The sequence below is a fragment of the Pseudomonas mucoides genome (genome assembly GCF_015461845.1).
GTDB lineage: Bacteria > Pseudomonadota > Gammaproteobacteria > Pseudomonadales > Pseudomonadaceae > Aquipseudomonas > Aquipseudomonas mucoides.
In genome coordinates, this window is record NZ_JACOPW010000001.1 from 1,700,600 (window position 1) to 1,722,662 (window position 22,063).

The following is a 22,063-nucleotide window of genomic DNA, read 5'->3' on the forward strand; positions in this document are numbered from 1 at the left end:
GTACACAAAACCTGTGGGAGCGAGCTTGCTCGCGATGGGGCCCTGTCAGCCAACATCAATGTTGAATGTCAGTCAGTCATCGCGAGCAAGCTCGCTCCCACAGTGGTTCTGGGTGATCTGAAGATCGGGTTTACAAACCTACAACGTCCTCAGCCTGCAGCCCTTTCTCGCCGGTCACCACGGCGTATTCAACCTGCTGGCCTTCAGCCAGCGAACGGTGCCCTTCGCCGCGAATCGCGCGGTAATGCACGAACACGTCCACCCCGTCCTCGCGTTGAATAAAGCCGTAGCCCTTGGCGTCGTTGAACCACTTCACGTTGCCGGTTTCGCGCGTAGCCATGAATCAGTACCCCCTTGTTTTTATTTTGAACGGCCGAGTATATGACAGCCGTCAAAACTCTCAACTCACTTTACTTAGCCGCTTTTTTGCCGATTTTCGGTGAATACGGCACACTATCGCCCACCCGAGCAAACGCTCGGTTTTATTCACTCACGCAGAAGCCGTATGACCCGTTCCCCGTTCCGCCGTCTTGTGTTTGGCACCCTGCGCCGACTGTTGTATCTCTGGGTTCGCTCGGAGACGATCAACCAGTCGTCGTTTACCCTCAACCTCGACCGCAGTCGTCCGGTGTTCTACGTCCTGCAAAACCCTTCGCTGACCGACCTCGCCGTGGTCGACACCGAATGCAGCAAGGCCGGCCTGCCTCGCCCGGTGTTGCCGGTTTCAGTGGGTAACCTGGTGGAACCCGCCGCGTTCTTTTACCTCACGCCAGAGCCCGACTGGCTCGGCCGTCAGGATAAACGCGGCGCGCCGCCCACCCTGACTCGCCTGGTCAGTGCCCTGAGCCAGAATGCCGCCGAAGACGCGCAGATCATTCCGGTCAGCGTGTTCTGGGGCCAGTCGCCGGACAGCGAATCGAGCCCATGGAAATTGCTCTTCGCCGACAGCTGGGCGGTCACCGGTCGCCTGCGTCGCTTGCTGAGTATCATCGTGCTCGGACGCAAGACCCGCGTGCAGTTTTCCGCGCCGATTCACCTGCGCGAGCTGATCGATCACAACAAGGGCCACGAGCGCACCGTGCGCATGGCCCAGCGGATCCTGCGGGTGCACTTCCGCAACCTCAAAGCCGCCGTCATCGGCCCGGACATTTCCCACCGGCGCAATCTGGTCAAGGGCTTGCTCAACCAGCCACTGGTCAAGCAAGCGATCCTCGACGAAGCCGAGCGCGAGAACATCTCCCCGGAGAAAGCCAAGGCCCAGGCCCTGCGCTACGGCAACGAGATAGCCTCCGACTACACCTACACCGCAATCCGCTTCATGGAAGTGGTGTTGAGCTGGTTCTGGAACAAGATTTACGACGGCATCAAGGTCAACAACATCGAAGGCGTGCAAAAGGTCGCCCCGGGTTACGAAGTGATCTACGTGCCCTGCCACCGCAGCCACATCGACTACCTGTTGCTGTCCTATCTGCTGTTCCGCAATGGCCTGACCCCGCCGCACATCGCCGCCGGGATCAACCTCAACATGCCGGGGATCGGCGGCCTGCTGCGTCGCGGTGGTGCGTTCTTCATGCGCCGCACCTTCAAGGGCAACCCGCTGTACACCTCCGTGTTCAACGAGTACCTGCACACCTTGTTTACCAAAGGTTTCCCGGTCGAATACTTCGTCGAGGGTGGCCGCTCGCGCACCGGGCGCATGCTGCAACCAAAAACCGGGATGCTCGCGATTACCCTGCGCAGCTTCCTGCGTTCGTCGCGCATGCCCATCGTGTTTGTGCCGGTGTACATCGGTTACGAGCGCGTATTGGAAGGCCGGACCTACCTCGGTGAACTGCGTGGTGCGACCAAGAAGAAAGAGTCGATCTTCGATATTTTCAAGGTCATCGGCGCGCTCAAGCAGCGCTTCGGCCAGGTGGCGGTGAACTTCGGCGAGCCGATCAAACTGGCGGAGTTCCTCGACAGCGAACAGCCGGACTGGCGCCAACAGGAACTCGGCCCGCAATTCAAACCGGCCTGGCTCAACGAAACGACTAACCGCCTCGGCGATAAAGTCGCACAGCATCTCAACGAAGCGGCAGCGATCAACCCGGTGAATCTGGTGGCGCTGGCGTTGCTGTCCACCAGCCGTCTGGCACTGGATGATCGCGCCATGGCGCGGGTGCTCGATCTATATCTGGCACTGCTGCGCAAGGTTCCGTATTCGCCGCACACCACGCTACCGGAAGGTGACGGTCGTGCGCTGATCGAGCATGTGAAGGACATGGACCTGCTGTCCGAGCAGAGCGATGCCCTGGGCAAAATTTTGTACCTGGACGAGCAAAACGCCGTCCTGATGACCTACTACCGCAACAACGTACTGCATATTTTTGCGTTGCCGGCACTGCTCGCGAGTTTTTTCCAGAGCGCTTCGCGCATGAACCGCGACCAGATCCTGCGTTACACCCGCGCACTGTATCCGTACCTGCAATCGGAACTGTTCATTCGCTGGTCCATGGATGAACTGGACGCCGTGATCGACCAATGGCTGCAAGCGTTTGTCGAACAAGGCCTGCTGCGCTTCGAAAACGATGTCTACCTGCGCCCGGCACCCAGCTCACGGCATTTCGTGCTGCTGACCTTGCTGTCCAAGAGCATCGCCCAGACCTTGCAGCGCTTCTACATGACCGTGTCCCTGCTGCTCAACAGCGGCCAGAACAGCATCAGCGCCGAGGAGCTGGAAGACTTGTGCACGGTCATGGCCCAGCGCCTGTCGATCCTCCATGGCCTGAACGCCCCGGAATTCTTCGACAAGAGCCTGTTCCGTCACTTCATCCAGACGATGCTGGACCTCGAGGTGCTCAAGCGCGACGAAGCCGGCAAGTTGAGCTATCACGAATTGCTCGGCGAACTGGCCGAAGGCGCGGCCAAACGGGTGTTGCCGGCGGAGATTCGCTTGTCGATCCGTCAGGTAGCGTTGCATCGCAGTGAAGATGCGGCGGATCAGGCTTAGTGGGATCGTCAGTAACGCCCTGACAACAACTATAAGAACAGGGACGTTCTTATAGTTGTCCGATTATGGATTAATAGATCCCTTCAAGTACCCCACCACGATATGGATATCACGATGAACTCATTAGATAACCCCACCCACTACATCACCCTGACATTGAGTTTGCCTGAAGACTTTATACCCCCTGACGGTGGCGAGGCCGAGACTTATATAAGCGTTTATACGGCAAACACTCAGGCTCTCATTAAAGTGGCGCAATCCCGTAAACCGTTGCTGTACAGCGGCCGCTGGAACTTTACGTTTGCGCACAGTTATTCCGATGTCAGCGTCAAATACCGCGTGAATGTCAGCATGACCCACAACGGTGTGCCGCTGTTGATTGATCTGGACCACTTCATTGTTGTTCACCGCGCACCACACCGCCAAACACTGCACCTGAGCCCGATCGGTCGCCTCTACATCCAGGCGCAAGAACCTCAAGCGGTGGCGCCTGAACACGCAGTGACCATTGTTGCCCATGAGCACGACAATGCGACGTTGCAACTGACTCAAGTGCATATCAGTGAACAAATGGCAGAGGCGTTTTATCTGGAATACGATCCGAACACTGTTGTGCCAGGTAAACGCTATACCCTGACGGCGATTGAAAATGGATACCGCAACTCAATCGAAGTCTATCCCGGTTCTGTTGTATTAAAACCCTTCAGCAAAGCCTGATAACCTTCACGCTCACAATAAACCGAACAAGGAAGCTGTCATGTTCCGCCCTACCCTTCGCTTCGCCGGCCTCTGCGCAGGCCTGATGATCTCTGCCAGCGCACTGGCGCTGTCGCTCAACGACCTGTCGCAAAAAGATGCCACTGGCGGCCTCAAGGATGCCCTGACCCAAGGTGCACAACTGGCGGTCAAACAACTCGGCACACCGGGTGGCTTCAGCAACAACCCTGAGGTGAAAATCGGTTTGCCGGGTAAACTCGGCAAGGTCGCCGGCAAGATGAAGCAGTTCGGCATGGGCGATCAGGTCGACGAACTGGAAGCCAGCATGAACAAAGCGGCTGAAACTGCCGTGACCCAGGCCCAGCCGATCCTCGTGGACGCGGTGAAGAAAATGAGTGTGGAAGATGCCAAGGGCATCCTCAGCGGCGGCAATGACTCGGCCACTCAATACCTGAACAAAACCAGTCGCGAACAGATCCGCACGAAGTTCCTGCCGATTGTGAAGCAAGCCACTGATCAGGTCGGCCTGGCCAAGCAATACAACACGTTCGCCGGTCAGGCGGCGACCATGGGTGTGCTGGATGCCAAGAACGCCAACGTCGAAAACTACGTGACCGAGCAAGCCCTGAACGGTTTGTTCGAGATGATCGGCAAACAGGAAGAAACCATTCGCCAGAACCCCGCGGCAGCGGCGACCAGTCTGGCGAAAAAGGTGTTTGGAACGTTGTAATTCCGAGCGCCTGAACCCTGTAGAAAAAGCCCGCTGACCTTTACGACTTCAGCGGGCTTTTCATTTAAACGGCCTCGATGATGGATGGTGTAACGGGGGCCGCCCGTAAAAAGAATACCCACTCGCGGCCCATCTTCCGTTTCTCGAACACCTTCAGATCAACCAGCCCGTTCAAGGTCGCCGAAGCCGTGTTGTAAGAACAGTCGAGATTTTCCTTCACATTGACGGCGGTGAACTCCTTGGCCATCCCGCTCTTGGCCACTTGATAAACGGCGCGTTGCTTCTCGGTGAGCTGGTCGAAAAAGCCGGACGCCATCAACCAGCGATCAAAGCGCTCGGCGTAGGCCAGACGCTTGCGATAGACCTCGGTAAAACCGCTGACGGCCCGCAGGACCACCGAACACTGGAAATCGATGAAGTAAGTCAGGTCCAGCTCATCGGCCTCGGTATTCAAATACGACCGCCCGTATTTCATGGGTGCGTTGCGCAACAACACGCTGATCGCGATGTAGCGAAATGCCGAGAAATCATTCTTGAACATGAACCAGTAAAACAGCGCCCGCGCAACACGACCATTGCCATCGCGGAAAGGATGCTCGTAACCCAAGGCAAAATGCAGCGCGATGCCTTTCATCAGCGGATGGAGGTAGTCCTCACGATTGATATCGTTGTGGGACTGATTGATCCACTTCGTCAGCACCTGCAAGCGTGACACCAGCCCTGCGGCGGGCGGCGGTGTATGCACGGTGTTGCCCTCACCGTCCTGCACCACCACATCATCGTTGCCTCTGAATTCACCCGGCGAATACTGCGCGTCATCAATACCCTCGACGCCAACACGGTGCATTGCAGTGATGAGTTCCACACTCAGTGGTTCATAACGCTTTTCCCAGGCAAAGTTCATCATCTGATAGTTGCCAATGACCATTCGCTCATCGGGTGTACGCGGCAGGCGATGGCGCTTAAGCATGTCCTTTGCCACCCGCGTGGTGGTGGCAGCGCCTTCGAGTTGGCTGCTGCTGATGGCTTCGTCTTCGATCAGGTCATTGAGCAGATAGCTGAAATGCGCGCGCTCACCGATCTGGTTGGTCATGTATTCCAGCGCAGCGGTGGTGGTTTGCCGATCGACTGCCGAAATGGCTTTCTGCGCCAATGGCGTCAGCACGAAGTTGCACCACTGGACCGGTTCGCCCAAGGGCAGAAGGCAGGAATATTGTGCTGTCCGGGCCTTTTTGACCAAGGCCCAGCACACTCTGGAATCCAGCCCCGGCGCCCAGCGGTAACGCAATTCATCAAATGGAAGGTAGCGCCCCTGATCATCCAGCGGCTTCAGCAGGGCCAGGTAGTCAGGGAGGCGTTCCTTGTGGGGGAATTTCATCAACAGGTCGAACACCGGATCGGTCCTGCCCGTTACAACCGGTGGCTTCTTCATGACGACTGTCTCAATACTCGTAAAACTGAGTCGTGAGTACAGCATTCAGAGTCCTCTGACTCAACATCAGAGGATTCTGAAATACATGTAGGAAGTCAGACCGGCTCTTTCTTCACCCTGAACCACGCCGCATACAACGCCGGCAAGAACAGCAACGTCAACGCCGTCGCCACGATCAGACCGCCCATGATCGCCACCGCCATCGGCCCGAAGAACACACTGCGTGACAACGGAATCATCGCCAGTACCGCCGCCAATGCAGTCAACACAATCGGGCGGAAGCGGCGCACGGTCGCCTCGATAATCGCCTGCCAGGGCTTGAGACCTGCCGCGATGTCCTGCTCGATCTGGTCCACCAGAATCACCGAGTTACGCATGATCATCCCGGACAGCGCAATGGTCCCCAGCATCGCGACAAAACCGAACGGCTGGCGAAAAACCAACAGGAACAAGGTCACGCCGATCAGCCCCAGCGGCGCGGTGAGGAACACCATCACCGTGCGCGAGAAGCTGCGCAGTTGCAGCATCAGCAACGTCAACACCACCACGATGAACAGCGGCACACCGGCCTTCACCGAGTTCTGTCCACGGGCGGAATCTTCGACCGTGCCGCCGACGTCCAGCAAGTAGCCGTCCGGCAATTCGGCGCGAATCGGATCGAGCGTCGGCATGATCTGCTGCACCAGCGTGGCAGGTTGTTCCTTGCCGTAGATGTCGGCGCGAATGGTGACGTTGGGCAGGCGATTACGGTGCCAGATGATGCCTTCTTCGAAGCCGTATTCCAGCGTCGCGATCTGCGACAGTGCAACGCTGCGGCCATTGTCGGTCGGCACGGCCAGGCTAGGCAGCAACGACAGTTCGGTGCGTTCGTGCAAGGTGCCGCGCAGCAGGATTTCGATCAACTCGTTGTCTTCGCGGTACTGGCTGACGCTGGAACCGGTCAGGGAACTTTGCAGGAACTTCGACAGGTTCGCCGTGCTCACGCCCAGCGCTCGGGCGCGGTCCTGATCGACGTTCAGGTACACCACTTTGCTCGGTTCTTCCCAGTCCAGGTGGACGTTGGCAACGTGCGGATTCTCGCGAACCTTGGCCGCCACTTTACGGGCCAGGGCGCGGACTTCGTCGATGTGCTCGCCGGTCACCCGGAACTGCACCGGATAGCCTACTGGAGGCCCGTTTTCAAGACGCGTGACCCGCCCACGCAGGGCCGGGAATTGTTCGTTGAGGGTTTCGATCAGCCAGGTGCGCAGGCTTTCGCGATCCTCGATGGTCTTGGCCAGGACCACCACTTGCGCGAAGCTCGCCGCCGGCAGTTGCTGATCCAGTGGCAGGTAGAAACGCGGTGAACCGGTGCCGACGTAGGCCACATAGTTGTCGATACCGGCGCGGTCCTTCAGCAAGGCTTCCAGGCGTTTGACTTCGTCGGCGGTGTTGCTCAGGGAGGCGCCTTCGGCCAGTTTCAGATCGACCATCAGCTCCAGCCGCCCCGACGCCGGGAAAAACTGTTGCGGCACGAAACGGAACAGCATGACCGAGGCAACAAACATCATGATCGTCAGCACGATCACCGTTTTGCGTCGCCGTACGCACCATTCCACCAAACGTCTGACCCGCTCATAGAACGGCGTGCCGTAAGGGTCGGGCTGATCCGTGCCGTGTTTCGCCGCATGAATTTTCGCCAGATCCGGCAGGAGTTTTTCCCCCAGGTACGGCACAAACACTACCGCAGCGACCCACGAGGCCAGCAGCGCGATGGTCACCACCTGGAAGATCGAGCGGGTGTATTCGCCGGTGCTCGATTGCGCGGTAGCAATCGGCAGGAAGCCGGCGGCGGTGATCAGCGTACCGGTGAGCATCGGGAACGCCGTACTGGTCCAGGCATAACTGGCTGCCTTGATACGGTCGAAGCCCTGCTCCATTTTGATCGCCATCATTTCCACGGCGATGATCGCGTCGTCCACTAGCAGGCCCAGCGCCAGCACCAGCGCGCCGAGGGAAATCTTGTGCAGGCCGATGCCGAGGTAATACATGCAGGCAAAGGTCATTGCCAGCACCAGCGGAATCGCCAGTGCGACCACCATGCCAGTGCGCATGCCAAGTGAGAAGAAGCTCACCAGCAACACAATCGCCAAGGCTTCGACCAGCACCTGAATGAATTCGCCGACCCCGGTTTTCACCGCGGCGGGCTGGTCCGACACTTTGCGCAATTGCATCCCGGCCGGGAGGTTGTTCTGGATGCGGTCGAACTCTTTTTCCAGTGCCTCACCCAGCACCAGAATGTCGCCGCCATCCTTCATCGCCACGGCCAGACCGATAGCATTTTCGGCCATGAAGCGCATACGCGGTGCGGGAGGATCGTTAAAACCGCGGCGAACGTCGGCCACATCGGAAATGCGGAACGTGCGATCACCGACGCGAATCGGGAAGTTCTTGATCTCATCGACCGTCTGAAAATTCCCCGAGACCCGTAGCTGCAATCGCTCACTGGTGGTTTCGAAGAACCCGGCCGTCGACACCGCATTCTGTTCTTCAAGCGCTTGCTGCACGGCGGCCAATGGCAAGCCAAGGGTGGCGAGTTTGACGTTGGACAGCTCGATCCAGATCTTCTCGTCCTGCAGCCCGAGCAAGTCGACCTTGCCCACATCCTTGACCCGTTGCAGCTGGATCTGAATGCGGTCGGCGTAGTCCTTCAACACCGCGTAATCAAAACCGTCGCCGGTCAGGGCGTAGATGTTGCCGAAGGTGGTGCCGAACTCATCGTTGAAAAACGGCCCCTGAATGCCCGGCGGCAAGGTGTAGCGGATGTCGCTGATCTTCTTGCGGACCTGATACCAGAGTTCGGGAATGTCCTTGGAATGCATGGCATCGCGCGCGACAAAGGTGACCTGGGACTCACCCGGACGGGAGAACGAGACGATGCGCTCGTACTCGCCGGTTTCCATCAGTTTCTTTTCGATGCGTTCAGTGACCTGACGCGACACTTCTTGAGCCGTAGCCCCCGGCCAGTTGGTACGAATCACCATGGCCTTGAAAGTAAACGGCGGGTCTTCGCTTTGACCGAGCTTGGTGTAGGAAAGCGCACCGACGACGGCCAGCAAGAGCATCAGGAACAGTACGATCTGGCGATTACGCAACGCCCATTCGGAAAGGTTGAAGCGCATCGGGAATTACTCCTTGTCCGCCAGATTGACCACGCGGTTGGAGCGATCCACCGGACGCACTTGCTGCCCGTCGTGAAGCACATGGACACCGGCGGCCACCACCCAGTCGCTGGCGTTCAGGCCTTCGAGCACAGTCACGGTTTTCTCGCCGAACGGACCGACCCGCACCGGGGCTTTTTTCAGGGTGTTGTTGGCCCCGAGCACCCACACGTAGGTCGCGCCGTTTTCCGCGGTGACCGCCGATAACGGCACCGACAGCGCAATGGTTTCTGCCGTCTGGATAAACACCCGGGCGCTTTGGCCAAGCTCCGCCGGGACTTTGCCGGCGGTAAACGCGATGCGGGCGGCGAAGGTGCGCGATTTTGGATCGGCGGCGGGCGACAGTTCGCGGATGCGGCCGGCGAAGCGCTGATCCGGTTGGGTCCAGAGTTCTACCGACACGGGCTGACCGACCTTGAAGCGGCCGAAACTCTGTTCCGGCAAGCTGATCAGCACTTCACGTTCGCCATCGGTGGCGAGGGTGAACACGGTTTGCCCGGCGGCCACCACTTGCCCGACTTCCACGGCCCGCTTGGCCACGACGCCATCCTGGGGCGCGCGCAGTACCGCGTAGCTCGCCTGATTGGTCGAGACATTGAATTCGGCTTTGATTTGCTTGAGGCGGGCTTCACCGGACCGGTAAAGGTTTTCGGCATTGTCGTACTGTGAATGGCTGACCATCTGACGGTCCATCAGGGTCTTGTAGCGATCCCGCTCGGTGCGCACCAGGCTCAGATTGGCCTCGGCGGCGGCGACCTGCGCGCGGGTGGCTTCCAGTTGCAGGCGTACGTCTTGAGGGTCGAGCTCGGCCAGAGGCTGGTCAGCCTTGACGCGCTGCCCTTCCTCGACCAGTCGTCGGCTGACTTTGCCGCCAATGCGAAACGCCAGATCCGGTTCATAGCGAGCCCGCACTTCACCGGGATAGCTTTCCATCGCCTGCGCCGAAGGCTCTGGCTGGACCACCATGGCCGGACGAAGGGTGACTTGCGGCGCCTCTTCGTGACCACACGCCGTCAAAAAAAACGCCAGACTGACTGGCAACGCGAGGGACAAGGCATAGCGGAACATGGTGAACGACCTTTCGCTAATGGTGCTTGGAATAATTATACTGAGCAGTATGGTATTAATAGCAAACTCACCAGTCCAGTATTAAAGCGGAATATGTCGAACAATCTTTCAGCACCCAGCGGTCCGGGCCGCCCCAAGGATCTGGCCAAGCGCCAGGCCATCCTCGATGCGGCTAAAATTCTGTTTGTGAGCAAGGGTTACGCGAACACCAGCATGGATGCCGTGGCGGCTGAGGCGGGCGTGTCCAAGCTGACGGTCTACAGCCACTTCAACGACAAGGAAACGCTGTTCTCCGCCGCCGTGGTCGCCAAGTGCGAAGAGCAACTGCCGCCGCTGTTTTTCGAACTGGCGGATGGGGTTGCGGTTGAAACGGTGCTGCTGAATATCGCGCACGGCTTTCATCAGCTGATCAACAGCGACGAATCCGTGAACCTGCACCGCCTGATGATCACCCTCGGCAGCCAGGACCCGAAACTCTCGCTGATCTTTTTCGAGGCCGGGCCGCAACGCATGCTGGATGGCATGGAGCGGTTGCTGACCAAGGTTGATCAAAGCGGTGTGCTGAGCATTGATAAACCGCGTAATGCGGCTGAGCATTTCTTCTGCTTGCTCAAGGGTGGGGGCAATTTTCGGTTGCTGTATGGCTGCGGCGGGCCGGTGACCGGGGAGGCGGCCGAAGACCATGTGCAGGAAGTGGTGGGGTTGTTTATGCGGGCTTATCGGCCGCAGACAGCCTGATAGAAATGGGGTGACTGGTCTGGCCCCATCGCGAGCAAGCTCGCTCCCACAGAGGATCTCTGGCGTTGCACAGATCCAATGTGGGAGCGAGCTTGCTCGCGATGGGAGCGACTCGGTCTCAGGGCTTGAGCGCTTTCTTCGGATAAATGTCATACCGGCTGGATTTCCCGTCCAGCGCATGACTCGGCTTCGGCCCTGCAATGCACGGCGCCTTGCGCGGCCGCTTGACCACTACCCGGTGGCTGGCCAACGCCAATGCGGCCTCCAACAACGCCGGCGCATCCGGGTCATCGCCCACCAACGGCCGGAACAAGCGCATTTCCTTCTTCACCAACGCGGTTTTCTCGCGATGGGGAAACATCGGGTCGAGGTAGATCACCTGCGGCGGCTCACCCTCCCAGTTACGCATCACTTCAATCGAATTGCCCTTGAGCAAACGCATGCGCGCCACGATGGGAGCCACGTCGAAATCTTCCGCGCCGCGCGCCAGGCCATCCTCCAGCAGGGCGCCGATCAGCGGCTGACGCTCGATCAGGCTCATCTCGCAGCCCAGGCTCGCCAGCACGAACGCATCCTTGCCGAGGCCCGCCGTGGCATCCAGAACACGCGGACGCACGCCCTGCGCGATGCCAACAGCCTTGGCGATCATCTGTCCCGTGCCGCCACCGAACAACCGGCGATGCGCCGCCCCGCCTTCGACGAAGTCCACCCGCACCGGCCCCGGCGCATCCGCCCCGAGTTGTTGCAGCTGCAAGCCTTGCTCGCCGACCTGCAAGGCGAACTCGCCATCATCCACCTGCAACGGCAAGCCCAGGCGCTCGGCCCATTGCTCGGCCTGGGGCTGAAAGGTCGTGCCCAGGGCCTCGACATGGATGCGGCAAACTGCCGGTTGATCAATCATCGGAAAACACGCTCAAAAAATTAATGATCGGCAAAAACGGCCGATAACAAAACTAACGGGCATTTTGCCAGAGCTGAGCGTCGACCGAGAGAAATGTCAGACTTTCAACCCACAATCACAGGTTTTATCTCGCCCTACGGCGATTACAACCTGCGAAACACCCAGGCGTTGGGCGGTGTCAGTCACCTGTGGCAAGATTTTTTTGCCCGGGCGCTGGCCGATCAGCCAGGTGATGGGGTTCCCGAGTCGCTCAAGTTTCCACCGGTCGATCTCGACAGCCCGGTCGAGCCCACCGTCGGCAGCGATCTGCTGGCACACATCGTCTCCCAGCGCGAATGCAATGTGACGGATACCGTGGTCCGCCCACCGGAGCCACTGTTTTTGCCGATTGCCGAGTTCGAAATGGACCTGGCCGACAAACCGGCGCCACCGTTCCCACCGGAAGAAATCGTCGCTCAGCAAAAACAACAGGACTTCGAAAGCGGCTGGGTTCGCCCTATCGTGCTCACCGCCGGTCAACCCGTGCCGGAAGCCGGCCCGGCGCCACAACCGCGTCCGCTGCACCTGCCGATCGCCGAATTCGAGATGGACCTGCTGGACAAACCGTTCCCACCGTTCTCCCCCGAAGAGCTGGTGGAACAACAGAAACAACTCGACTTCGATAATGGCTGGGCTCGCCCGATCGTTCTGCAAAACCTGCGCATCGCCGCCTGATCCTTCAATAACAGGCCATCAGCGACACACCCACCACGGCCCGGCATCCACATGAAAATGATTGTGATGGGCGGCGTTGTAATCCGGGCTCAACACCACACTGAACAGGTCGCACGCACCGTCGCGGACCTGACGCAGAAAACGCGCGTCCTGATTATCTTTTGGCCAATCCTTGAGCACGCTGACAGTTCGCCCATCCGCGAGGCGGAAACCGGCAATGTCCAGGGCATTGGCCGACGCGTGCTGACTGAGCCTGCCCTTGTCGCGGTTATACACATTGCGACAGGCAAAACTGCCCAGATGCTCGACTCGCGTCACCGCCAGCCCGTAAACCGCCTGCGCCGCGGGTTGCAGGACATGCCGGTCGAACAGCGCGAACGACACCGCGAGGCGGCAACTGGCAAGGAAGCTGCTGCTCAGGGCCACTTCGCCACCCTGCACACGCAACGTGTTGATCAGCGGGCATGTGGCGTCGGGACTGTCGGCTTGGCGAGTCACGCGCAATCCGGAATTGCTCAGGGCCTGATCGCACAACTGTGGGTCATCGCTCAAGCGCATCAACTTGTAGCGGGTCAGCAGATTCGGTTCGGCGTTTACGTCCAGTGGCGCCCAAGGGTTCCACGGTGGCGGCAGGGAGACCCAACCGCGCCAGACACTCAAGCCTGACGCGCCAATGAGCACCAGCATCAACAACAGCCATCCCCTCAACCGCATCGTCAGCCTTTGAACAGTAGATTAGCCTTCGCGTACGGCATGGAGCGCGAGGTAAACCCGAACGTGCCGGAAGTCTTGATCTCTTCAGCCGCCCGGAAAAATTCGCCATACGCCGCCAACGCGAGGGCCGATCCGACGCTGATGCGCTTGACGCCCATTTCGCTCAACTGCTCGACCGTCAACTTGAGCCCGCCGGACATCAACACATTGACCGGTTTGGGCGCCACGGCACGGACCACCGCCAATACCTCTTCGGCACTGCGTAGCCCCGGCGCATAGAGCACGTCGGCACCGGCCTCGGCGAACGCCTGCAAGCGGCGAAGGGTGTCGGCAAGATCAGGATTGCCGTGCAGAAAATTCTCGGCGCGCGCGGTCAGCATGAAGGGGAACGGTAAACTGCGCGCTGCCGCCACCGCCGCTTCAACCCGCGCCACGGCATGTTCGAAGCAGTAGATCGGCGCCGCTTCACGGCCCGTCGCATCTTCGATAGAGCCGCCAACCGCACCGGCCTCAGCTGCGCGCAAAATACTCTGGGCGCACTGGACGGGGTCGTCGGCAAAACCGTTTTCCAGGTCCACCGCCACCGGCAGATCAGTGGCCGCGACAATCGCCCGGACATTCGCCAGCGTATCGTCGAGAGTCAATGCGCCATCCGGGCGCGCATTGGAAAAAGCGTAGCCGGCACTGGTGGTTGCCAGCGCCTCGAACCCGAGGCTGGCTAGCATCTTCGCCGAGCCGGCGTCCCACGGGTTGGGAATGACAAAAGCCGCGTCGCGTTCGTGCAGCGCTTTGAACGCCTGGGCTCGAAGGGTTTGCGCATCCATTGGGCAGACTCCTGAAAAGGGGGACGAATCCGCCTCAGAGCAAGCCAAGTTGTTCTGCTGCGGGTTCTCTGTATAGCTCAGGCAGCGGCGGCAGGCCAGGCAAACGCAGCATCAGTTGTGCGTGAAAACGTTGCGCCAGCCTGGCGGCCAGCAGGTTGTCGGCGGTGTGCAGGAAGATGTAAGGCGTGCGCCCCTCTTCGATCCATGTGGCGATTTTTTCGACCCACGGCTGCAGGAACGGATCGTTGGCTTCCAGCTGAGGATGGCCGATGAAACGCACCTGCGGGAACTGGGTGAACGCCGCCGGGCGTGGCGGCACTTTGGGCTTTTTCGATTGGGCGTGGAGCACCGAGGGATCGGTCGACGTGCAGCTGAACAGCGCACGCGGATCAAGGCAGATCCGTTCGACACCGCGATCCAGCAGCAGGCGATTGAGCATGCGCTCGGCATCACCCTTGGCAAAAAACGCATCGTGGCGCACTTCGATGGCCAGCGGGTGATCCAGCGCATCAATGAACGCGGCCAGTTCGGGCAATCGCTGCGGCGTGAAACTTTTCGACAATTGCAGCCACAACGGCGAAACCCGCTCACCCAAGGGACGGAGCAATTGCACAAAGGTTTCGGCGGCGGTCAGTTGCTCGCGCAGGTCACCGCCATGGCTGATATCGCCAGGAAACTTGGCGGTGAAACGAAAGTGTTCGGGCATGGCCTCGGCCCAGCGCTCGACAGTGGACGCAGCCGGGCTCGCGTAGAAAGTCGTGTTGCCTTCTACGGCGTTGAATACTTGGGTATAGAGATTTAGAAATTCGGAGGATTTCGCGTCTGGCGGATAGAGATAATCGCGCCAGGCGTTTTCACTCCAGGACGGGCAGCCGAGGTAGTAAGGCAGTCGCATCAGATATACAGGTCAAGACCCAGCACATCCGTATCCCAATCGACAAAAGTGGCCGTGCTCAGGTAGCTGGCGAGTGCCGTGGCGACGCTTTTGCTCATGGCGCGGTGGTAGATCATGTCTTGCTGGCGCGCCGGCAGATTGCTCAGGCGTTGCGCCGAGGCTTTGGCGGCACGGGCAGCCATTTGCTCTTCGGACGGAATTTCCAGCTCACCGTCGATATCGACGTAATCGTCTTCCGCCACAGGGCCTTTGCGAGGCTTGCGCTTGATGGGGTAGGACTGAGAGGAAACGCCGTCTATACGCATGAGTACATGTCCGGTATCAATGATGGCAGTTTAGTGGCGCATTGAACGCTTCGCAAACCGCTTGGTGATAACTAGAACACAGAATCGGGAAAAGGTTTAAAAGCTGGGGGTATAAATCGACGATTGGCTGCGCTGGGTAAATCGCCATCGCGGGCAAGCCACGCTCCCACAGGATTTGGGTGGCTCACAACGTCTGCAGCTGGCTCAAAACTCTGGGAGCGTGGCTTGCCCGCGATTGGACCTACTCGATACCGAGAAATCAACGCGCCTTAGGCGTCGCCACTTTATCGCGCAGATAAACCGGCTGAGCCTCATCCGCCACAATCGCCTCACCCCGCTCCCAGGCAAAACGCGCCAGGGTCAGCAGGTCTTCGGCATGCGGCAACATGCCCGCGTCCTGCCCGGTCAGGTTCACGGCAATGCGCTCGGCATACCCCCAACCCGTGCCCGCGCCAAACCATTCGCCACTGGCATCCGTCGGCAACGCCGCCACTTCCGGCGGCAACACGGCTTCATTGCCCACCAGGCGCATCTCCCCCGCCGTTTCGCGGTAGCAGCCCCAATACACTTCATCCATCCGCGCATCGATGGCGGACGCCACCTGGCTCACACCGTGTTCACGGTACGCGCGTTGCGCCAGCACGGCCAGGTTCGACACCGGCAACACCGGGCGATCCAGCGCAAATGCCAAGCCCTGGACCACGCCAATGGCAATCCGCACACCGGTAAACGCGCCCGGCCCACGGCCAAACGCGATGGCATCGACTGCTTGCAGCGTGGTCCCGGCATCGGCAAGCAATTGCTGGATCATCGGCAACAGCTTCTGCGCATGGAGGCGCGGGATCACCTCGTAATGGCTCGTGACTTTGCCGTCATGCAGCAAGGCAACGGAGCAAGCTTCAGTCGCGGTGTCCAGGGCCAGCAAGGTGCTCATCGATGTTTCCGTAAGAGAGGTCAGAAAAAGTGCGCCAGTATAAACAACTACGGCCCGCAAGCGGGCCGTAGAAGATGAAGCGTTTTTTTAGCTCAGTGCTTCAAGCACTTTACCGGTGATCGCTTCAACCGAGCCAACACCTTCAACGTGGCTGTACTTCGGTTTGCCTTGAGCGGCGGACAGCTCCTGGTAAAACTTCACCAGAGGTTCGGTCTGGGCGTGATAGACCGACAGGCGATGACGCACGGTTTCTTCGGTGTCGTCTTTGCGCTGTACCAGCTCGTCGCCGGTGATGTCGTCTTTACCGGCAATTTTCGGCGGGTTGTAGACGATGTGGTACACGCGGCCGCTGGCCTCGTGAACACGACGGCCGGCGATACGCTGAACGATGTCTTCGTCTTTGACGTCGATTTCCAGCACGTGGTCCAGTTCGACACCGGCCTTCACCAGGGCTTCAGCCTGAGGAATGGTGCGCGGGAAACCGTCGAACAGGAAACCGTTGGCGCAATCGGCCTGGCTGATGCGTTCCTTGACCAGGTTGATGATCAGGTCATCGGAGACCAGACCGCCGCTGTCCATGACGCTCTTGGCGATCAGGCCCAGCTCGGTGCCGGCCTTGACGGCTGCACGCAACATGTCGCCAGTGGAGATTTGCGGAATGCCGAATTTCTCGGTGATGAACTTAGCCTGAGTACCTTTACCGGCCCCGGGAGCTCCCAGCAGAATGACGCGCATCGATGTGCTCCTCAATTTTTTATATGGATAACGTCAGATTCGCCTCGTGGGGCCAATCTCAAAAATAGGGTCGTGGCCGCCCAAACGGCCAAAGGCTGATCAAGATACACAGCAGGCCCGGACCACACAAGCCGCCGAAAGTCGGAGAAACCGCTGCCTGACGTGACCTTTTGATGGAGTGCCCCAAGTCGCAACCCCATCATTAACTGTCGCCTGACCGACCTTTTCCAGCCCTCGCCCACAGGCACCCGACGCCTGCGCCGAGTGCCTCGCCCCACGGCAAAAACCTTAGCCGGTATTTCGCAAACCGGCGGCAATCCCCGCCACAGACACCAGCAACGCCTGTTCTACCGGGCTGCCTTGGGCCACATCCTGTTGTCGCGAACGGGCCAGCAACTCCGCCTGCAATAGATGAAGCGGGTCGAGGTAGGTGTTGCGCAACCGGATGAATTCGAGGGTGTCTGGGCTATGTGCCAGTAGCTGCGACTGACCAGTCAACCCAAGCACCACGGCACACGCCTGCGACAATAGGTCGCGTAAGTGCACACCTAAAGGAAGCAAATCCGGCTCGACCAGACGCTCATCGTAGGATTGGGCGATATCTGCATCCGCTTTGGCCAGGACCATTTCCAGCATGTCGATGCGGGTGCGGAAGAACGGCCATTGCTCGCGCATCTGCCCCAACAACTCGCCTTCACCGCGCTCAAGCGCCTTGCTCAACGCGGCTTCCCAGCCGAGCCAGGCCGGCAACATCAGGCGCGTTTGAGTCCAGCCGAAGATCCACGGAATCGCGCGCAGACTTTCGATTCCGCCGGCGCGGCGTTTGGCCGGGCGACTGCCCAGCGGCAAGCGGCCCAATTCCTGTTCCGGCGTCGACTGGCGGAAATACTCGACGAATTGCGGGTTCTCACGCACCACGGCGCGGTACGCCTTGACCCCATCGGCGGCCAATTCGTCCATCAAATGGCGCCACGCAGGCTCTGGTGGCGGCGGTGGCAGCAGGGTCGCTTCCAGCACTGCGGCCAGGTACAGATTAAGGTTTTGCTCAGCGATGTCCGGCAGGCCGAATTTGAAACGAATCATTTCCCCTTGCTCGGTGGTACGGAAACGCCCGGCGACCGAACCCGGCGGCTGCGACAGAATCGCCGCGTGCGCCGGACCACCGCCACGCCCCACGGTGCCGCCGCGACCGTGGAACAACAGCAGTTCCACTTGCTGCTCGCGGCAGATGTCGACCAAGCGTTCCTGTGCCCGATATTGCGCCCAGGCCGCCGCTGTCGTCCCCGCATCCTTGGCCGAGTCGGAGTAGCCGATCATCACTTCCTGCGGGCCTTGCAAGCGCGAACGATAGCCCGGCAGCAGCAACAGCTTTTCAATCACAGGGCCAGCGTTGTCGAGGTCCGCCAGGGTTTCGAACAGCGGCACCACGCGCATCGGCCGCAGTACGCCCGCCTCTTTGAGCAGCAGTTGCACCGCGAGCACGTCGGAGGCGGCACCGGCCATGGAGATCACATACGAACCCAGTGAAGCGCCGGGGGCGGCGGCGATTTCCCGGCAGGTCGCCAGTACTTCGGCGGTATCGGCAGAGGGTTTGAAATACGCCGGCAGCAACGGTCGACGGTTGTTCTGCTCGCGCATCAGGAAGGCGATGCGCTCCTCCTCGCTCCAGTCTTCGTAACGTCCGAGGCCCAGATAATCGGTGATTTCGGTCATGGCGGCGGTATGCCGCGAGGCGTCCTGACGCACATCGAGGCGCACCAGGAACAGGCCGAACGTCACTGCCCGACGCAGGCAATCGAGCAGCGGACCGTCGGCGATCACGCCCATGCCGCACTCATGCAGCGACTGATAGCAGAGCTCCAGCGGATCGAGCAGGTCACGGTTGTTTTGCAGCACATCGGCCGGTGCCGGGGTGGTCGTCGTCAAAGAGGCGTGCGCCCAATTGCGCGTGGCACGCAGACGTTCACGCAACTGTTTGAGCACCGCGCGATACGGTTCGGCACTGTCTCCGGCCTTGGCTTTCAAGGCTTCGCTGGCCTGCTGCATCGACAGTTCCGCCGCCAGGTGATCGACGTCGCGCACGTACAAATCGGCGGCCATCCAGCGCGCCAGCAGCAACACTTCACGGGTCACGGCAGCGGTCACGTTGGGGTTGCCGTCGCGGTCGCCGCCCATCCACGAGGCGAAACGAATCGGCGCGGCCTCCAGCGGCAAGTGCAGGCCGGTGGCGTCAAACAGGGCTTTATCGGCCTTGCGCAGGTAATTGGGGATCGCCTGCCACAGCGAATGTTCGATCACCGCGAAGCCCCATTTGGCTTCATCAACAGGTGTCGGGCGGGTGCGGCGGATTTCTTCGGTGTGCCAGGCTTCAGCGATCAGGCGCTGCAATTTCGCCTGGATCTGCTCGCGCTCGGCCGGGGTCAGGTCGCGGTGGTCTTGCGCGGCCAGTTGCGCGGCAATCGCGTCGTACTTCTGGATCAGCGTGCGGCGCGCCACTTCGGTCGGGTGTGCGGTCAGTACCAGTTCGATTTCCAGTCGCCCCAATTGCCGGGCCAAAGCGTCAGCGCTGTGGCCCTCGGCGCGCAGGCGAGCGAGCAGTTCCGGCAACACGCGGGCCTCAAAAGGCGCGGGCTGCGACGCTTCGCGGCGGTGAATCAGCTGATATTGCTCGGCGATGTTGGCCAGGTTGAGAAACTGGTTGAACGCCCGCGCCACCGGCAGCAACTCGTCTTCGCTCAATTGGTTGAGGCTGGCGCTCAGTTCGGCATTCATGGAACCGCGGCGGTCGGCCTTGGCACCCTTGCGGATCTGCTCGATCTTGTCGAGAAAACCGTCCCCGTACTGTTCACGAATGGTGTTGCCCAACAACTCACCCAACAGGTGAACGTCTTCGCGCAAGCGTGCATCAATATCGGTCATCAGCAGTTCTCCAGCAAAAAATCCGGGCGGCCATGAACATCATGCTTTGACCCCAAGAGTGCCGCCGTAAAGCCGTTCTTACAAGCAAACGACGAAGGGACTTTAAACCCGGCGCGCAGAAGCTAGTCTGAAGAGGAAGCCGCACAACGGCTTTCGCCGGCCACTGCCGGACACTGAAACGGCCTGCCACGAGCAGGAACGCATTGAGGTCACTATGAAAATTCGCGAGCTTGCCCAGCATTGGGAAGAAAACGCCAAGGGTCGCCTGACCGAGACGGGCTACACGATTCACCTGGACGTGGAAGCCGCCGCACGGCTGGCGGCCATTACCGAGATGTACCCCAAACGCCAACCTGAAGAACTGCTCGGCGAGCTGATTGGCGCCGCCCTGGAAGAGCTGGAAAAAAGCTTTCCGTATGTGAAGGGCTCGACCGTTGTGGCGACTGATGAAGAAGGTGATCCGCTGTACGAAGACGTCGGTCCTACACCGCGTTTTCTCGCATTGTCGCGGCGGCATTTGCATGATTTGTCGGTCGGTAGTGACAAGCAGAAACACTGATCCTGCTGATGTAAAACTGTGGGAGCCCTGTGGCAAGGGGGCTCCTACAGGGAAGTAATACCCATCAAAAAACGTGAATTCCTGAGCGATAAAAAGCCCCGGAATACCGCCTCTCGCCGCCAAAGTTCCCGATTTAGAGCCTTTCGTGCTTTTTTGCAGGCACGGTGAATTTCTCTGAACTTTTAAAAAATGCCTTTGGTCGTAACCAGTAACCACGCCTGGTACGGTCGTCTCATTTCGCACATCACGTCAGTCGGTTACGGCTCCATACCAGGATGGATATTCAAGTTTTACAGGAGTAATTCCAATGGAGTTGAAGACTATGAAAACCACCTCATCCACCCACTTGCGTGGCCTGAAACTGGCTGCCCTGGCAATTGGCAGCAGTTTCATTCTGGCCGGTTGCGCCGGTAACCCGCCGACCGAGCAATACGCGGTCACCCAATCCGCCGTCAATGACGCGGTCAGTGCCGGCGGCACCGAGTTTGCGGCTGTGGAGATGAAATCCGCTCAAGACAAATTCAAACAAGCCGAAATCGCCATGCACGACAAAAAGTATGACGAGGCGCGGATGCTCGCCGAGCAAGCCGAGTGGGACGCTCGTGTGGCCGAACGCAAGGCTCAGGCGATGAAAGCTCAACAGACGCTGAAGGACTCTCAGCAAGGTGTTCAGGAACTGCGTCAGGAAAGTCAGCGCACCGTGCAGTAAGCGCGCATCCAGACCCCGGACCTGAAGCTCTTACCGATTAAAAAGGACGAATGATTATGCGTACACAATTGATGATCCCCGCTCTCCTCGCCGCCAGTGTTGCCCTGGCTGCCTGCTCCACCCCGCCTAACGCGAACCTGGAACAGGCGCGCACCAACTACAGCGGCCTGCAAGCCAACCCGCAAGCGAGCAAAGTCGCGGCACTGGAAACCAAAGACGCCAGTGATTACCTGGACAAAGCCGATCAGGCGTACCGCGACAAGCAAGACGCGGCCAAGGTCGATCAACTGGCTTACCTGACCAATCAGCGCGTTGAAGTGGCCAAGCAGACCATCGCCCTGCGCACCGCTGAAGCCAACTTGAAAAACGCTTCGGCCCAACGTGCCCAGGCGCGTCTGGATGCGCGTGACACGCAGATCAAGCAGTTGCAGGCCAGCCTTAACGCCAAGCAAACCGACCGCGGCACCTTGGTGACGTTTGGTGATGTGTTGTTTGCCACCGACCACGCAGACCTGAAGCCCAGCGGTCTGGCGAACATCAACAAACTGTCGCAGTTCCTCTCGGAAAACCCGGATCGCAAAGTGATCGTCGAGGGTTACACCGACAGCACCGGCACCGAGGGCCACAACCAGTCGCTGTCGGAGCGTCGGGCCGATTCGGTGCGCACGGCACTGGTGAAAATGGGCGTTGATCCGGCGCGCATCGTGGCTCAGGGGTATGGCAAGGAATACCCGGTTGCTGAAAACAATAGCGTGTCGGGCCGGGCGATGAACCGTCGGGTGGAGGTGACCATTTCCAATGATAACCAGCCGGTGATTCCGCGTTCGGCGGTTAGCTCGAACTAAGCAATATCTGCTTAAACAAAAAGCCCCGGCTGATGGCTCAGTCGGGGCTTTTTCATGGAGCAAAAAACAAATCCTGTAGGAGTGAGCCTGCTCGCGAAAGCTATTCAACATTCAAAATATGTTTTTGCAGACTCG

20 protein-coding genes are annotated in these 22,063 nt (G+C 59.6%); 8 read left to right on the forward strand and 12 right to left on the reverse strand.

All coding sequences use genetic code 11. From position 1 onward, the window contains the following. Window positions 1-130 precede the first annotated feature (130 nt). Complete coding sequence (locus H8F22_RS08000; RefSeq protein WP_010462862.1) at window positions 131-340, reverse strand: cold-shock protein; 210 nt, start codon at window positions 338-340, stop codon at window positions 131-133. A gap of 165 nt (window positions 341-505) precedes the next feature. On the opposite strand from H8F22_RS08000, the gene plsB reads away from it, so the two are divergent. From plsB to H8F22_RS08015, 3 genes are all read left to right on the forward strand, one after another. Next, window positions 506-2,989: a glycerol-3-phosphate 1-O-acyltransferase PlsB gene (gene plsB, locus H8F22_RS08005; RefSeq protein WP_027924962.1), complete on the forward strand. Its 2,484-nt coding sequence runs from the start codon at window positions 506-508 to the stop codon at window positions 2,987-2,989. Window positions 2,990-3,091: 102 nt separating this feature from the next. Next, on the forward strand, window positions 3,092-3,706 hold the full coding sequence (locus H8F22_RS08010; protein ID WP_194939935.1) for a hypothetical protein: 615 nt from the start codon (window positions 3,092-3,094) through the stop codon (window positions 3,704-3,706). Window positions 3,707-3,746: 40 nt separating this feature from the next. Then, complete coding sequence (locus H8F22_RS08015) at window positions 3,747-4,436, forward strand: DUF4197 domain-containing protein (protein WP_027924961.1); 690 nt, start codon at window positions 3,747-3,749, stop codon at window positions 4,434-4,436. Window positions 4,437-4,500: 64 nt separating this feature from the next. On the opposite strand, the gene H8F22_RS08020 is transcribed toward H8F22_RS08015, so the two are convergent. The 3 genes from H8F22_RS08020 to H8F22_RS08030 all read right to left on the reverse strand — a co-directional run bounded on the left by H8F22_RS08020 (window position 4,501) and on the right by H8F22_RS08030 (window position 10,136). Beyond that, window positions 4,501-5,868: a Fic family protein gene (locus tag H8F22_RS08020; protein ID WP_194939936.1), complete on the reverse strand. Its 1,368-nt coding sequence runs from the start codon at window positions 5,866-5,868 to the stop codon at window positions 4,501-4,503. A 95-nt stretch (window positions 5,869-5,963) separates the two neighbouring features. Next, complete coding sequence (locus tag H8F22_RS08025; protein WP_027924959.1) at window positions 5,964-9,029, reverse strand: efflux RND transporter permease subunit; 3,066 nt, start codon at window positions 9,027-9,029, stop codon at window positions 5,964-5,966. A gap of 6 nt (window positions 9,030-9,035) precedes the next feature. Then, on the reverse strand, window positions 9,036-10,136 hold the full coding sequence (locus H8F22_RS08030) for an efflux RND transporter periplasmic adaptor subunit (RefSeq protein ID WP_027924958.1): 1,101 nt from the start codon (window positions 10,134-10,136) through the stop codon (window positions 9,036-9,038). Between the two features lie 93 nt (window positions 10,137-10,229). Here H8F22_RS08030 and H8F22_RS08035 point away from each other — a divergent pair, with 93 nt between their 5' ends. Beyond that, window positions 10,230-10,874: a TetR/AcrR family transcriptional regulator gene (locus H8F22_RS08035; protein WP_027924957.1), complete on the forward strand. Its 645-nt coding sequence runs from the start codon at window positions 10,230-10,232 to the stop codon at window positions 10,872-10,874. Between the two features lie 118 nt (window positions 10,875-10,992). On the opposite strand, the gene H8F22_RS08040 is transcribed toward H8F22_RS08035, so the two are convergent. Continuing rightward, entirely contained in the window at window positions 10,993-11,775 is a 783-nt protein-coding gene (locus H8F22_RS08040) for a class I SAM-dependent methyltransferase (protein ID WP_027924956.1), read from the reverse strand. Window positions 11,776-11,868: 93 nt separating this feature from the next. Between H8F22_RS08040 and H8F22_RS08045 the strand changes: the two genes are divergently transcribed. Further along, window positions 11,869-12,489: a hypothetical protein gene (locus H8F22_RS08045; RefSeq protein ID WP_027924955.1), complete on the forward strand. Its 621-nt coding sequence runs from the start codon at window positions 11,869-11,871 to the stop codon at window positions 12,487-12,489. An 18-nt stretch (window positions 12,490-12,507) separates the two neighbouring features. Here the strand turns inward: H8F22_RS08045 and H8F22_RS08050 are convergent, their stop codons facing one another. The 7 genes from H8F22_RS08050 to ppc all read right to left on the reverse strand — a co-directional run bounded on the left by H8F22_RS08050 (window position 12,508) and on the right by ppc (window position 19,815). Further along, the gene (locus H8F22_RS08050) at window positions 12,508-13,203 is read right to left on the reverse strand and encodes an extensin-like domain-containing protein (protein ID WP_194939937.1); all 696 of its coding nucleotides are present in this window, start codon (window positions 13,201-13,203) and stop codon (window positions 12,508-12,510) included. 2 nt (window positions 13,204-13,205) lie between these two features. Beyond that, a complete protein-coding gene (locus H8F22_RS08055) occupies window positions 13,206-14,027 on the reverse strand; it encodes an isocitrate lyase/PEP mutase family protein (protein WP_027924953.1) in 822 nt (273 codons plus the stop codon). Window positions 14,028-14,061: 34 nt separating this feature from the next. Continuing rightward, window positions 14,062-14,922 carry a DUF72 domain-containing protein gene (locus H8F22_RS08060; protein WP_027924952.1) on the reverse strand — a complete coding sequence of 287 codons (861 nt, stop codon included), beginning with the start codon at window positions 14,920-14,922 and terminating at the stop codon, window positions 14,062-14,064. Beyond that, window positions 14,922-15,227 carry a hypothetical protein gene (locus tag H8F22_RS08065; RefSeq protein ID WP_027924951.1) on the reverse strand — a complete coding sequence of 102 codons (306 nt, stop codon included), beginning with the start codon at window positions 15,225-15,227 and terminating at the stop codon, window positions 14,922-14,924. The genes H8F22_RS08060 and H8F22_RS08065 overlap by 1 nt, the downstream gene beginning before the upstream one ends. A gap of 259 nt (window positions 15,228-15,486) precedes the next feature. Next, window positions 15,487-16,161: a tRNA (adenosine(37)-N6)-threonylcarbamoyltransferase complex dimerization subunit type 1 TsaB gene (tsaB, locus tag H8F22_RS08070; RefSeq protein ID WP_194939938.1), complete on the reverse strand. Its 675-nt coding sequence runs from the start codon at window positions 16,159-16,161 to the stop codon at window positions 15,487-15,489. An 87-nt stretch (window positions 16,162-16,248) separates the two neighbouring features. Continuing rightward, window positions 16,249-16,896 (reverse strand): adenylate kinase, encoded by a 648-nt coding sequence (gene adk / locus H8F22_RS08075; RefSeq protein WP_027924949.1) that lies wholly within the window; start codon window positions 16,894-16,896, stop codon window positions 16,249-16,251. 288 nt (window positions 16,897-17,184) lie between these two features. Further along, window positions 17,185-19,815 (reverse strand): phosphoenolpyruvate carboxylase, encoded by a 2,631-nt coding sequence (gene ppc / locus H8F22_RS08080; RefSeq protein WP_027924948.1) that lies wholly within the window; start codon window positions 19,813-19,815, stop codon window positions 17,185-17,187. Between the two features lie 214 nt (window positions 19,816-20,029). Between ppc and H8F22_RS08085 the strand changes: the two genes are divergently transcribed. The 3 genes from H8F22_RS08085 (at window position 20,030) to H8F22_RS08095 (ending at window position 21,928) form a co-directional block, all read left to right on the forward strand. Beyond that, window positions 20,030-20,374 carry a hypothetical protein gene (locus tag H8F22_RS08085; RefSeq protein WP_027924947.1) on the forward strand — a complete coding sequence of 115 codons (345 nt, stop codon included), beginning with the start codon at window positions 20,030-20,032 and terminating at the stop codon, window positions 20,372-20,374. A gap of 307 nt (window positions 20,375-20,681) precedes the next feature. Further along, a complete protein-coding gene (locus H8F22_RS08090) occupies window positions 20,682-21,083 on the forward strand; it encodes a DUF4398 domain-containing protein (protein WP_027924946.1) in 402 nt (133 codons plus the stop codon). A gap of 56 nt (window positions 21,084-21,139) precedes the next feature. Beyond that, entirely contained in the window at window positions 21,140-21,928 is a 789-nt protein-coding gene (locus H8F22_RS08095; RefSeq protein WP_059181555.1) for an OmpA family protein, read from the forward strand. Window positions 21,929-22,063: the final 135 nt, after the last annotated feature.

Coding starts and splice junctions, on each gene's coding strand:
- H8F22_RS08095 (WP_059181555.1), top strand. CDS start 21,140: ATGCGTACACAATTGATGATCCCCGCTCTCCTCGCCGCCAGTGTTGCC.
- H8F22_RS08065 (WP_027924951.1), bottom strand. CDS start 15,227: ATGCGTATAGACGGCGTTTCCTCTCAGTCCTACCCCATCAAGCGCAAG.
- H8F22_RS08015 (WP_027924961.1), top strand. CDS start 3,747: ATGTTCCGCCCTACCCTTCGCTTCGCCGGCCTCTGCGCAGGCCTGATG.
- H8F22_RS08050 (WP_194939937.1), bottom strand. CDS start 13,203: ATGCGGTTGAGGGGATGGCTGTTGTTGATGCTGGTGCTCATTGGCGCG.
- ppc (WP_027924948.1), bottom strand. CDS start 19,815: ATGACCGATATTGATGCACGCTTGCGCGAAGACGTTCACCTGTTGGGT.
- H8F22_RS08020 (WP_194939936.1), bottom strand. CDS start 5,868: ATGAAGAAGCCACCGGTTGTAACGGGCAGGACCGATCCGGTGTTCGAC.
- H8F22_RS08010 (WP_194939935.1), top strand. CDS start 3,092: ATGGATATCACGATGAACTCATTAGATAACCCCACCCACTACATCACC.
- adk (WP_027924949.1), bottom strand. CDS start 16,896: ATGCGCGTCATTCTGCTGGGAGCTCCCGGGGCCGGTAAAGGTACTCAG.
- plsB (WP_027924962.1), top strand. CDS start 506: ATGACCCGTTCCCCGTTCCGCCGTCTTGTGTTTGGCACCCTGCGCCGA.
- H8F22_RS08025 (WP_027924959.1), bottom strand. CDS start 9,029: ATGCGCTTCAACCTTTCCGAATGGGCGTTGCGTAATCGCCAGATCGTA.
- tsaB (WP_194939938.1), bottom strand. CDS start 16,161: ATGAGCACCTTGCTGGCCCTGGACACCGCGACTGAAGCTTGCTCCGTT.
- H8F22_RS08045 (WP_027924955.1), top strand. CDS start 11,869: ATGTCAGACTTTCAACCCACAATCACAGGTTTTATCTCGCCCTACGGC.
- H8F22_RS08090 (WP_027924946.1), top strand. CDS start 20,682: ATGGAGTTGAAGACTATGAAAACCACCTCATCCACCCACTTGCGTGGC.
- H8F22_RS08085 (WP_027924947.1), top strand. CDS start 20,030: ATGAAAATTCGCGAGCTTGCCCAGCATTGGGAAGAAAACGCCAAGGGT.
- H8F22_RS08040 (WP_027924956.1), bottom strand. CDS start 11,775: ATGATTGATCAACCGGCAGTTTGCCGCATCCATGTCGAGGCCCTGGGC.
- H8F22_RS08035 (WP_027924957.1), top strand. CDS start 10,230: ATGTCGAACAATCTTTCAGCACCCAGCGGTCCGGGCCGCCCCAAGGAT.
- H8F22_RS08000 (WP_010462862.1), bottom strand. CDS start 340: ATGGCTACGCGCGAAACCGGCAACGTGAAGTGGTTCAACGACGCCAAG.
- H8F22_RS08055 (WP_027924953.1), bottom strand. CDS start 14,027: ATGGATGCGCAAACCCTTCGAGCCCAGGCGTTCAAAGCGCTGCACGAA.
- H8F22_RS08030 (WP_027924958.1), bottom strand. CDS start 10,136: ATGTTCCGCTATGCCTTGTCCCTCGCGTTGCCAGTCAGTCTGGCGTTT.
- H8F22_RS08060 (WP_027924952.1), bottom strand. CDS start 14,922: ATGCGACTGCCTTACTACCTCGGCTGCCCGTCCTGGAGTGAAAACGCC.